Source organism: Curtobacterium sp. ME26 (assembly GCF_903970945.1).
GTDB classification, from domain to species: domain Bacteria; phylum Actinomycetota; class Actinomycetes; order Actinomycetales; family Microbacteriaceae; genus Curtobacterium; species Curtobacterium citri.
Map to the genome: position 1 here is coordinate 1 of NZ_CAJCKG010000072.1, position 11,368 is coordinate 11,368.

Genomic DNA, 11,368 nt, shown 5'->3' on the forward strand with positions numbered 1-11,368 from the left:
ACGGCATCGGCGTCGTCGGTGACGGCACGGCGACGGGTACGGCACCGACGGCCGGTGCGGGGTCCTCGGCCCCGTCGGCCGGTGGTACGACGTCGGGTTCGGACGGTGTGGGCTCCGGCACGCAGGTGACCCCGGTCGTCAGCGTCCCGATCTCGGTCGGCGGCAACGGCATCGGCATCGTCGGTGACGGCACGAGCACCACGGACCCGGGTACGGGCACGACCCCGGGTACCGGCACGGACCCGGGCACGGACCCCGGCTCGGACCCCGGGACCGGCACGGACCCGGGCACGGGCACGGACCCCGGTACGGGCGCGGACCCGGGCATGGGCACTGACCCCGGGACCGGCACGGACCCGGTGACGGACCCCACCACCACGACGCCCGGTGACGCCACCGTCGGCGGCGACACCCCCACGCCGGCGACCACGACACCCGTGGTGAGCTCCGGTGGTGCAGCGACCACCGGCGCAGCGACGACCACCGGCGTCACCGGCACCGGCGCGGTCGTGGCGACCAGTGCCTCCCGGCCGGCCGCGGTGGACACCGCCGCCGTCGCCACCTCGGCGACGCCGTCGGCACTCGCGTACACCGGCACGGGTTCGCCCGCGGTCCCCGCGGCCGCGGCGCTCCTGCTGCTGCTCCTCGGGGCGGCCGCGCTGGTCCTCCGCCGCCGCACCGTCTGACGGCCTGACCGGTCGGAGGGGCACCGTCCGCGGTGCCCCTCCGACCCGTGCGTGCGCCGCCGGTCCGCTTGAGGACCCGCTGGGCCCTGCCTGGGAGCACTCGGTGTCCAACCTGTGTGCAGTGGAAGCGCTTCCGAGGCTCTCGGGCAGTGGTGCAGCGCCACGATGAGCGCGTGCTCCACGAACTCCTGCGCATCCCGATCACCGGCCTCCGGCTGCTCGTCCCCGTGTACGTCCTGGCCGCGGTCCTCGCCCTCTGGGTCCTCGTCGGTCCGACCCGCGAGCGGCACCGGGGTCGACGCGCGGCGTTCCGGGTCGGCGGTGCCGTGGTCGGTGCGGCCATCGGTCTCGTCACGGTCTGGTGGACGGGTGACGTGCAGGACGACTTCGGTGTGGCCTTCACCCCGGTCACGCGCATGTGGGTGGCGTTCGCCTTCGCCGGCGTCGCCCTCCTGGTCGTGGTCGCGGTGCAGGGCCGTTGGCTCGCACGGGTGCTCGCGGTCGGCGCGGCCGCAGCCCTGCTGCTCTCCGCCGGTCTCGGGGTGAACGTCGACTTCGGCTTCTACAAGAACGTGGAGCAGGCCGTCGCCACGGATCCGTACCGGTCGGTCACGATCCCGGTGTCCACGCACGGCACCGCCGGCCAGCCGGTGGACCTGGCGGACTGGCACGCGCCGGCCGGCATGCCGCGAGCGGGCGAGACCGTCAGCGTCAAGATCCCGGGCACCGTGTCGCACTTCCGGGCGCGGAAGGCCGTCGTCTGGCTGCCTCCGGCCGCCCGGGTCGCGCACCCGCCGGAGCTGCCCGTCCTGATCGCCCTGTCCGGGCAGCCCGGGCAGCCGGCGGACATGTTCCAGACGGGCGACCTCGGTTCCTTCCTCGACCGCTACGCCGCCGCCCACCACGGCCTCGGGCCGATCGTGGTGTCGCCGGACCAGCTCGCCGCTCCGAACCGGAACCCGATGTGCGTCGACTCCCGGCGCCTCGGGCGCAGCGCCACCTACGTGATGACGGACACGGTGCAGTGGATCGAGCACCACCTCCCCGTTGAGAGCGGCCCCAACGCCTGGGGCATCCTCGGGTTCTCGCAGGGGGCGACCTGTGCGATGCAGTTCTCGACCGCCCACCCCGACGTGTTCGGCAGCGCCCTGGCCATCTCGAGCGAGCTCGCCCCGATCACGGGCAACGCGCAGCTGAGCACCCAGCTGGCCTTCGGCGGCTCGTCGGCCGCGTACCGGGCGGCGGCCCCCGTCGCGATCATGGCGGCGCACGCGCCGTACCACGACCACCTCACCGTCTTCGGCTACGGTCAGGACGACGCCCCGTACCGGGCGTCGACCGAGACGCTCCGCGCCGCCGCGGAGCGCGCTGGCCAGCAGACGCAGCTCATCGTCTCGCCGGGCTCGGCCCACGACTGGAACACCGTGCGGTACGTGCTCGCGAACGGGCTGCCCGCCGTGCTGGCACACCTCGGTCTGCCGCAGCAGGAGGGGGCACTGTGAGCACGGACACACCGACTCCGACGAGGACCTGGACCCGCGCCCTGCGCGCCGTCCGCGGGTACCCGGTCACGGCGGTGGTCGCGGTCCTCGTGCTCGTGACCTCGATCGCCGGCCTCGTCATCCGCGTCGTCGGGCGCACGGGGTCCGTCGACGCCGTCCACTTCGGACCGTTCCGGGTCTTCGCCGTGACCACCGGGGCGCTCGCCCTGGTCCTCACGCTCGCCGGTGTCGTCGCCTTCGTCGGTGCCGCCGAGCGGCTGATGGGGTACCGCCGGACCGTCCTGGCCTTCGTCGCCACGACGGTCGTCGGGACGGGCCTGGCGGCGCTGACCGCCCTGTTCGACCGGGACGGCCACCAGGTCGGTGCGCTCCTCGTCGGCCGCGCGACCAGCTTCGACCCGTGGACGGCGATCCTCGGGACGATCGTCACGGCGAGCGCCTTCGCGGGGCCGCTCTGGCGCCGACGCATCCGGGTCAACGCCGTGGCGGTCGTCGCCGCGCTGCTCCTCTACGCGGGACACGTGGCAGACCTCTCCGCCGCGCTCGCGGTGGCCGCCGGGTGGCTCCTCGGCGACCTCCTCCGCCGGGGGCCCGCACGGCTCGGGTGGACGCGCAGTTCGCACCGCGAGACCCGGGTGCTGCTCGGGACCGTCGTCCTCGTGTCGGCGGTCGGTCCCGTCATCGCACTCCTCTCCCGCGCCCGCGTCGGCCTGCTCGCACCGCTCGCCGCGGTCGTCGGCACGGGGCCGGTGACCCCGGTGCGCGGCTGCTCGGAGAACGGTGTGACGGGGGAGTGCCTGCGTGGTCTGCTGGCCTACCGCGCCACCGACCCGTGGACGCTCGTCCTCGCCGTCGCGCCGCTCCTCGTGCTCGTCGTCGCCGGGCTCGGACTGTTCCGCGGGAGCCGCTTCGCGGTGTGGCTCGCGGTCGTCGTCGACACCGTGCTGGCGGTCGCCGCCGCCGTGACCTACAGCGTCCTGCCGTCGCGGATGGCCGAGCTGCACGGCACGGAGAACCGCTTCGTCGTCTCGGTCTCGGTGGTCGCGTCGGTCGTCGTGCCGCTCGCCACCGCGCTCGTCCTCGTGCTGCTCCGCCGGTCCTTCACCGTCCTGCCGGCGCGGCGCCGCGTGGTGACCTTCGTGGTCGTGGTGGTCGCCGCGCTCGTGATCGTCACGACCGTCGTGCTCGTGACGACGGCCTCGTCGCCCCGCACCGTCGCCGACCCCCTGCGGCTCGTGGTCGCCGCCCTCGGGCCGCTCTCCCCGGTCGTGACCTGGGACCGACTGCCCGCGCTCGACCCCGCCCTCCGGTTCGTGCTCGGCGCCGCCGGGCCGGTGCTGTGGCTGGTCGTCGCCGCCGCGGCGGTCCGGCCCACCGGTGCGGTCGACGCCGACGCCGACGCCGACGGCCTGCACGAGAGCCGACTCCGCGCCCGGACGCTGCTCGAGGCGGCGGGCGGGGACACCTTCGGCTGGATGACGACGTGGCAGGGCAACGCGTACTGGTTCTCCGACGACGGTCGCGCCGGTGTCGCGTTCCGGCGCAACGGACGCGTCGCGGTGACCGTCGGCGGGCCGTTCGGGTGGCCGGACGCGCGTGACGCGGCCATGACGGCGTTCGCCCGGTGGTGCGACGACCACGGCTGGACGGCGGTCTTCTACGGCATCGGTGCCGAGTCCGCGGCCACCCTGACCGCGCAGGGCTGGGGCACGCTGCCGGTCGCGGAGGACGCCGACCTGGACCCCCGCACCTGGACGACGACCGGCAAGAAGAAGCAGGACGTCCGCACCGCGGTGAACAAGGCCGGGCGCGAGGCCACCACCGCCCTCTGGTCGTCGTGGCAGGACCTGCCGGTGTCGACGGTCCGGCAGATCGAGGCGATCTCCGAGGAGTGGGTGTCGGAGCGGGAGCTGCCCGAGATGGGCTTCACGCTCGGCGGCGTCGACGAGATGCGGGACCCGGCGGTGCGGACGCTCGTGGCGCTCGACCCCGAGGGCACCGTGCTCGCGGTGACCAGCTGGCTGCCGAGCCACCGGGCCGGCCGGGTCGTCGGCTGGACGCTCGACGTGATGCGCCGGACGAACGCGGCACCGAACGGCGTCATGGAGTTCCTCGTGGCGAGCGCGGCGGACCGGATGCGCGAGGACGGGGTGGAACGCCTCAGCCTGTCCGCCGCGCCGCTCGCGCAGTCGGCCGAGGGCGCGCCGACCGCCGACGGCGTGCAGGACCTGCTCGACCTGGTGGGCGGCGTCCTCGAGCCGGTCTACGGCTTCCGGTCGCTGCTCCGGTTCAAGGCGAAGTTCGGCCCGGACCTGCACCCCCTCGTGCTGGCGTACCCGGACCCGGTGGCGCTGCCCGCGATCGGCGTCGCGGTGGTGCGGGCGTACCTGCCGGACCTGTCCCTGCGGCAGGCCGTCGCGCTGGTGCGCGGGCGGGGCTGAGCCGGGCTGCGGTCGCGCGACGGCGATGCGGCGCGGGAGCGACGGACGGGAGGCGCGGGGCGGGCCCGCCCCGCGCCTCCCGTCCGTCACGCGGTCCGTGTCACCGGACGCAACGCCCGCGGACGCACGCCGGGGGTGTGGGGTATCATTTCAGTCACGCAAGCGCTCCGGGGTCGGTGCAAGTCCGAACCGGTGGTGACAGTCCACGAGCTGACGACGGGTTCCGACCCGACCGATGCTGACCCGGTGGGATCCCGGGACCGACGGTGAGAGTCCGGATGAGAGGTGGCGCTGGCGGGCAGGGACGGTCCGTCGTCCCCGTCCGCTGTTGCCGACGACCGTCGAGCGCCCCGGAGTCCCGTTGAGAGGACACCAGTGTTCACCGGCATCATCGAGGAACTCGGCACCGTCACCGCCGTCGAGCAGCACGGCGACTCCGTCGCGCTCACCGTGCACGGCCCGAAGGTCGTCGCCGACGCCCGTCACGGCGACTCCATCGCCACGAGCGGGGTCTGCCTGACCGTGGTCGAGCAGACCGCCGACACCTTCACCGCCTTCGTCATGAAGCAGACGCTCGACATGAGCGCGCACGGCACGCTCACGGTCGGGGACCGCCTGAACCTCGAGCGCGCCGCGTCCGTCGGCGACCGGCTCGGCGGGCACATCGTGCAGGGGCACGTGGACGGCACCGCGACCGTGCTCGACACCGCCGACGGCGACGGGTGGCGCCGCGTGCGCTTCTCGTTGTCGCCGGACCTCAGCCCGCTCGTCGTCGACAAGGGCTCCGTGGCGATCGACGGCGTCTCGCTCACCGTCAGCGCCGTCTCGGACGAGGCCACCGCACCCGCCGACGCGTGGTTCGAGGTCAGCCTGATCCCCGAGACGCTCGAGGCGACCACGCTCGGGTCGCGGGTGCCGGGGGACCGGGTGAACGTCGAGACCGACGTCCTCGCCCGGCACGTCCGCCGCATGCTGCGGCTCGAGGCCGCGGCGCCCGTCCTGGAGGCACGGTGACCGCCGTCGGGACCCCGTCCGTCGCGCAGACGGGCGGCCCGGTGCTGTCGAGCATCGACGACGCGGTCGCCGCCATCGCCGCGGGACGCCCGGTCATCGTCGCCGACGACGAGCACCGCGAGAACGAGGGCGACGTGATCCTCGCCGCCGAGCTTGCGAGCCCCGAGTGGGTCGCGTGGACGGTCGCGCACTCGTCCGGGTTCATCTGCGCTCCGGTGAGCGCCGAGATCGCCGACGCCCTCGACCTGCCGCCGATGGTGGCGCACAACGAGGACGTCCGCGGCACGGCGTACACGGTGACCGTCGACGCCGCGGTCGGCGTGACGACCGGCATCAGCGCGCACGACCGGGCTCGGACGCTCCGCGTGCTCGCGGACCCCTCGTCGGTCCGCGACGACCTGCACCGCCCCGGGCACGTCGTGCCGCTGCGGGCCCGGCCCGGCGGCGTCCGTGAACGCGCCGGGCACACCGAGGCCGCGATCGAGCTCGTCACCGCAGCCGGGCTCCGGCCCGCGGCGGCGATCTGCGAGATCGTCGGCGAGGACGGCGAGATGATGCGTCTGCCGGGCCTCGTCGCACTCGGGGCACGCGAGGGCGTGCCCGTCATCACCATCGCCGCACTCGTCGACTGGCTCGACGCGGCCGACCGGGCAGCGGCGTCGTCCGCGCCCCAGGAGGGAACTACAGCATGAGCGGAGCAGGAGCAGCGGAGCGCGACCACGTCGACGGCTCGGGCATCCGGGTCGCGATCGTCGCCGGACAGTGGCACGAGACGATCGCCGGGGGCCTCCTCGCCGGTGCGCAGCGCGAGGTCGAGCGTCTCGGGGCCACGGCGCAGGTCGTCCCCGTGCCGGGCAGCTTCGAGCTGCCGGTCGTCGCGAAGACCGCGCTCGAGGCCGGGTTCGACGCGGTGGTCGCCATCGGTGTGATCATCCGCGGCGGGACGCCCCACTTCGACTACGTCTCGAGCGCGGCGACGAGCGGCCTGACCACCGTCGCCCTCGAGAGCGGCAAGCCGGTCGGCTTCGGGGTGCTCACCCTCGACGACGAGCAGCAGGGCCTCGACCGTGCGGGGCTCCCCGGGTCGAAGGAGGACAAGGGCGCCGAGGCCGCGCACGCGGCGATCGCGACCGCGGTCGTGCTGCGGAGCCTGCGCCAGCTCGCCTGACCGACGACGGAGCGCCCCGCACCACGGACCCGTGGTGCGGGGCGCTTCGTCGTCCGTGGACACCGACAGCGCTCCGGTGTAGTTTTTGAACATGTTCGAAAAGCAGGGGGAGGCGGTCACCAAGCGTGACCGCACGCGCGGGCGCATCCGCGAGGTGGCATTGCGGTCGTTCCGCGAGCAGGGCTACGACGGCACGACGATGCGGGGCATCGCGGCCGAGGCCGGGCTCTCGGTCGGGAACGCGTACTACCACTTCCCGACGAAGGACCACCTCGTCCAGGAGCTCTACGTCGAGGTGCAGCACGAGCACGTCGCCCTCGCGACGCCCGCGCTCGAGGGGGTCGAGGACCTGACGGACCGCGTGGGGATCGTCGTCCGCACGGGGCTGGACAACCTGTCGTCCTGGCACGCGATCGCGCCGCAGTTCCTCACCACCGCGATCGCGCCAGGGTCGCCGAACAACCCGTTCTCGGCCGAGTCGGCCCCGGCGCGGGACGTCGTCCTCGGGCTCTTCGAACGGGCTGTCGCGCACTCGCGGAACCGGGTGCCCGAGGAGCTGCAGGCCGACCTGCCGCGGGCACTGTGGACGGCGTACCTGCTCGTCACGCTCTTCTGGGTGTACGACGGCTCGCCGGGGCAGCGTCGCACCGACCGCCTGGTGGACGCGGCACTGGGGATCCTGCGCTTCGCGCTGCCGATGCTGCGCGTCCGGCCGTTCCGGCGTTCGGTGACCCGCATCGTCGGGATCGTCGCGGGGCGGGACGCATGAGCGGCGACGGCGAGCAGGTGGGTCGGACCGTCGCGGACCCTCTGGCCGGGGCGGCCGGCACCGGCCCCGGGGTGGGCCGCACCTGGACCCTGGAGGACTCGATCGCGCTCGAGGCGCGTGCGTACGGGTGGCTGGTCCTCGCCGTCCTGCCCGTGCTCAGCCTCCTGCCGACGGTCGTCGGTCTCGTGGGGGTGCTCGTCGGGGGCGACGTCACCGTGTCGGACGCGACGTCGACCCTGTGGTGGATCGTCCTCGTGCCGCTGTTCTCGGCGGTCCCGGCCTTCGTCGCGACAGTCCTGTCGCTCCCGGTGACGTGGGTCGTCGGACGTCGGCTCCGCCGGGTGCGGTCGGACCGGGCGCACGTGGCCTGGACGGCACTGACCGCCGCGGTGCTCGCGGTCGCCTCGACCGCCGTCGTGGCGATCCTGCTGTCGGACGGGTACGGCGACCCCCTGGCGTACGTGGGTACGGCGCTGCCGATGGGGCTCGCTGCCGGCGTGGCGGGAGCGCTCGCTCGGCGCGGTCAGCTGCGGGGTGCCCGTCGGCGGGACGCAGCGGGGCCGACGCCGGAGCCGCTCGTCTGACTCGATCCGCGCCGGTGTCGAACCGCGGAACCGACATCGAACCAGCTGTGGGGGGTGGTTCGATGTCGGTTCCGTGGTTCGATCCGAGGGTGCGGGCGCGGGCGTGGACGACGGCGCCGGGGGACGACAGCGCCCGTGGACGACGGACGGCCCCGCACGTCGGAGGAGGTGCGGGGCCGTCGTGGTCGTGCTGCCGGCTACTTCTTGCCGAAGACGTGGATCGGCAGGAAGAAGGAGAGGCACATGAGGAGCACGCCGCCCATGAAGACGAAGGCCTGGCCGGACTGCACCTGGAACGCGAACCCGAAGAGGTACATCGACACCAGCAGCAGCAGGATCGAGAAGAAAGCGGCGACGACGCGGGCCACGGTGGTACCTCCGGTTCGAGCGGGTGGATCGCGACCAGTCTATCCCCAGGTCGGGCGGGACCGGTTCACGCGCACCGCGAGGACGGTCGGTTCACGCACCCGGACGGGTCGCGATGAGCCGGTCGACCACCGCGAGCAGGGCCTCCATGTCGACGGTGGCGCGGTGGGGCCGCACGTCGGTCGCGATCGCGGCGCCGAGCGAGGCCTGGTGGTAGAGCCCGTCGCCGAGCAGCTTCACGGCCTGCGCGGTGGGGACGTCGCCGAGCGCGTCGACCAGGGCCTCGAGCCAGGCGTTCTCGGTCTCGTCGAGCGTCCGCCCGGCCTCCTCGTACCCGGCCTGCTGGAGGCGGCTCGCCGCGAGCAGGGCGAGGTCGAGCTCGCTGCCGACGTAGAGGCAGTTGCGGACGAAGTAGCGCGGCGCACCGTCCTCGGCCTCGCGCATGCGCTCGACGTCGATCGCGGAGAGGTCCGACAGGCGTTCGCAGAGCCCCTCGACCAGCGCGGCCTTCGACCCGAAGTGGTACAGCAGTCCGCCCTTCGAGACACCGGCCCGCGCGGCGACGGCGTCGAGGGTCGCCGGACGCTCGCCTTCCTCGCACACGATGGCGACGAAGCTGTCCAGGACGCGGTCGCGGGCACTTGCCATGCGGACGAGTCTAGGGAACCGTCCGGACCGTGACGACCGCCCGGTTCCGTGAACGTTCACGAACGCCTTGTCCCGCTCCACCGGCCCGGCTAGCGTCGCCATGACCGTGAAGGTTCACGACACGAACAGGATCCGCATGTCAGCGCAGACCGCGACCCCCTCGACCACGCCGCCCGCCGGAGCTCCCGCCCCCGGCTGGGCCGTCCTCGGCCCCGGCGGCATCGCCCGCCGCTTCCTCTCCCAGCTGCCCGCGAGCACGGGCACCCTCGTCGCCGCGGGCAGCTCCGCCACCGAGCGCGCCCGGGCCTTCGCCGACGAGGCCGCCGACCACGGCTTCGCCGACGTCCGCGCCGGTGAGTACGACACGGTGCTCGCCGACGAGGCGGTGGACGCGGTCTACGTCTCGACCGTGCACACCGGCCACGCCGACCTGGTGCTCCGTGCGCTGGCCGCCGGCAAGGCCGTGCTCTGCGAGAAGCCGCTGGCGCCGAACCACGGCACGGCGATGGCGCTCGTCGACGCCGCACGCCAGGCGGGTCTGCCCCTCGTCGAGGCGTTCATGTACCGGTTCCACCCGCAGACCGCGGCCCTGCTCGACCTGGTCCGCGAGGGTACGGTCGGCGAGGTCACCCACGTGGACGCGTCCTTCGCGTTCCGCGCGGGGGAGCGCACCGGACGGCTGTTCGACGTCGCGACCGCCGGCGGCGGGATCCTCGACGTCGGCGGGTACCCCGTCACCATGGCGGCCGCGGTGGTCCAGGCCGCGACCGGTGTCGCCGTGGCGGAACCCGTCGAGCTGACGGCGACCGGCACCCTCGGCCCCACCGACGTCGACGAGTGGACGGTGGCGCACCTGACCTACCGGACCGGCATCACCGCCTCGGTGCGCACCGGTGTCCGGGTGCAGGACGACAACGCCGTCACGGTGCACGGCACGCGGGGGCGCATCGTCCTGACCGACCCGTGGACCCTGTCCGAGGACCCGACGATCGTGGTCAGCACCGTCGACGAGGACCCCCGCACGCTGTCGTTCGCCGGCGCGCGGCCCTACGCGCTCGAGGCCGATGCGACGACGGCGGCACTGGCAGCCGGCGCCGTCGAGGCCGCCCAGATGACGCTCGACGAGACGCTCGCCACGGCCCGGACGCTCGACCGCTGGCGCGCCGCGATCGGCCTCCGCTACCCGTTCGAGGCCGAGACCGCCGACATCCGCACGGTGAGCGGCCGCCCCCTGCACGTGCGGGACGACGCCCCGATGCGGTACGGCGAGGTCCCCGGCGTCGGGAAGCGCATGTCGCGCCTCGTCATGGGCGTCGACAACCAGCCCGACCTGGCCCACGCCAGCGCGATATTCGACATGTTCTTCGAGCAGGGCGGCAACGTCTTCGACACCGGGTACATCTACGGCGGCGGGGTCCTCGAGGGTCGGCTCGGCCGGTGGATCGCGAACCGCGGCATCCGCGACGACGTCGTGGTCATCACGAAGGGCGCGCACACCCCGTTCTGCGACCCGGAGTCCCTCACCCGGCAGCTGCTGGAGAGCCTCGAACGGCAGGGCACCGACCACGCGGACATCTACATGATGCACCGCGACAACCCGGACGTGCCGGTCGGGGAGTTCGTCGACGTGCTCGACGAGCACCGCCGTGCCGGGCGCATCCGGGTGTTCGGCGGATCGAACTGGACACCGGCCCGCTTCGACGAGGCGAACGCGTACGCGGCGGCGAACGGCAAGCACGGCTTCGAGGTCCTCAGCAACCACTTCGGGCTCGCCGAGGCGTACGACGTGCCGTGGGACGGCTGCGAGCACGCGACCGACCCCGCGTCGAAGCGGTGGCTCGAGGAGCGCCAGGTCCCGCTGCTGCCGTGGTCGTCGCAGGCGCGCGGCTTCTTCACCGGACGCGCCGCCCCCGGGGACACCAGCGACGCCGAGCTCGTCCGCTGCTACTACTCGGACGCGAACTTCGAGCGCCTCCGCCGGGCCCGCGAGCTCGGGGAGCGGTACGGCGTCCCGGCGACGGCGATCGCCCTGGCGTACGTGCTGCACCAGCCGTTCCCGACCTTCCCGCTGTTCGGCCCGCGCACCATCGCCGAGGCCCGGTCGTCGATGACCGGCCTGTCGGTGGAGCTCAGCCCGGAGCAGGTCACGTGGCTGGACCTGCGCGACTGAGCGGGAGCGCCGACGTCGGC

The 11,368-nt window shown here is 74.0% G+C and carries 9 protein-coding genes, 2 pseudogenes and 1 riboswitch; of the genes and pseudogenes, 9 read left to right on the forward strand and 2 right to left on the reverse strand.

Annotated features, from left to right (window positions below):
• The 8 genes and pseudogenes from H7A69_RS16230 to H7A69_RS16265 form a co-directional block, all read left to right on the forward strand.
• A pseudogene (locus H7A69_RS16230) lies at nt 1–686 on the forward strand (chaplin family protein); the annotation flags it as partial.
• Between the two features lie 173 nt (nt 687–859).
• A complete protein-coding gene (locus H7A69_RS16235) occupies nt 860–2,188 on the forward strand; it encodes an alpha/beta hydrolase (protein ID WP_259346277.1) in 1,329 nt (442 codons plus the stop codon).
• Nucleotides 2,185–4,629 carry a bifunctional lysylphosphatidylglycerol flippase/synthetase MprF gene (locus H7A69_RS16240; RefSeq protein ID WP_182047996.1) on the forward strand — a complete coding sequence of 815 codons (2,445 nt, stop codon included), beginning with the start codon at nt 2,185–2,187 and terminating at the stop codon, nt 4,627–4,629. The genes H7A69_RS16235 and H7A69_RS16240 overlap by 4 nt, the downstream gene beginning before the upstream one ends.
• A gap of 160 nt (nt 4,630–4,789) precedes the next feature.
• Nucleotides 4,790–4,923: riboswitch (FMN riboswitch) on the forward strand.
• A gap of 81 nt (nt 4,924–5,004) precedes the next feature.
• Nucleotides 5,005–5,643: a riboflavin synthase gene (locus H7A69_RS16245; RefSeq protein WP_182047997.1), complete on the forward strand. Its 639-nt coding sequence runs from the start codon at nt 5,005–5,007 to the stop codon at nt 5,641–5,643.
• Between the two features lie 41 nt (nt 5,644–5,684).
• A pseudogene (gene ribB, locus H7A69_RS16250) lies at nt 5,685–6,311 on the forward strand (3,4-dihydroxy-2-butanone-4-phosphate synthase); the annotation flags it as partial.
• 20 nt (nt 6,312–6,331) lie between these two features.
• The gene (gene ribH / locus H7A69_RS16255) at nt 6,332–6,811 is read left to right on the forward strand and encodes a 6,7-dimethyl-8-ribityllumazine synthase (protein WP_182047998.1); all 480 of its coding nucleotides are present in this window, start codon (nt 6,332–6,334) and stop codon (nt 6,809–6,811) included.
• 91 nt (nt 6,812–6,902) lie between these two features.
• Nucleotides 6,903–7,580 (forward strand): TetR/AcrR family transcriptional regulator, encoded by a 678-nt coding sequence (locus H7A69_RS16260; protein ID WP_182047999.1) that lies wholly within the window; start codon nt 6,903–6,905, stop codon nt 7,578–7,580.
• Nucleotides 7,577–8,164 carry a hypothetical protein gene (locus H7A69_RS16265; RefSeq protein WP_182048000.1) on the forward strand — a complete coding sequence of 196 codons (588 nt, stop codon included), beginning with the start codon at nt 7,577–7,579 and terminating at the stop codon, nt 8,162–8,164. The genes H7A69_RS16260 and H7A69_RS16265 overlap by 4 nt, the downstream gene beginning before the upstream one ends.
• 197 nt (nt 8,165–8,361) lie before the next feature.
• On the opposite strand, the gene H7A69_RS16270 is transcribed toward H7A69_RS16265, so the two are convergent.
• A complete protein-coding gene (locus tag H7A69_RS16270) occupies nt 8,362–8,532 on the reverse strand; it encodes a hypothetical protein (protein WP_182048001.1) in 171 nt (56 codons plus the stop codon).
• A gap of 91 nt (nt 8,533–8,623) precedes the next feature.
• Nucleotides 8,624–9,178 carry a TetR/AcrR family transcriptional regulator gene (locus H7A69_RS16275; protein WP_182048002.1) on the reverse strand — a complete coding sequence of 185 codons (555 nt, stop codon included), beginning with the start codon at nt 9,176–9,178 and terminating at the stop codon, nt 8,624–8,626.
• Between the two features lie 136 nt (nt 9,179–9,314).
• On the opposite strand from H7A69_RS16275, the gene H7A69_RS16280 reads away from it, so the two are divergent.
• Nucleotides 9,315–11,348 (forward strand): aldo/keto reductase, encoded by a 2,034-nt coding sequence (locus H7A69_RS16280; RefSeq protein WP_182048003.1) that lies wholly within the window; start codon nt 9,315–9,317, stop codon nt 11,346–11,348.
• Nucleotides 11,349–11,368: the final 20 nt, after the last annotated feature.

Coding starts and splice junctions, on each gene's coding strand:
- ribH (WP_182047998.1), top strand. CDS start 6,332: ATGAGCGGAGCAGGAGCAGCGGAGCGCGACCACGTCGACGGCTCGGGC.
- H7A69_RS16260 (WP_182047999.1), top strand. CDS start 6,903: ATGTTCGAAAAGCAGGGGGAGGCGGTCACCAAGCGTGACCGCACGCGC.
- H7A69_RS16265 (WP_182048000.1), top strand. CDS start 7,577: ATGAGCGGCGACGGCGAGCAGGTGGGTCGGACCGTCGCGGACCCTCTG.
- H7A69_RS16275 (WP_182048002.1), bottom strand. CDS start 9,178: ATGGCAAGTGCCCGCGACCGCGTCCTGGACAGCTTCGTCGCCATCGTG.
- H7A69_RS16280 (WP_182048003.1), top strand. CDS start 9,315: ATGTCAGCGCAGACCGCGACCCCCTCGACCACGCCGCCCGCCGGAGCT.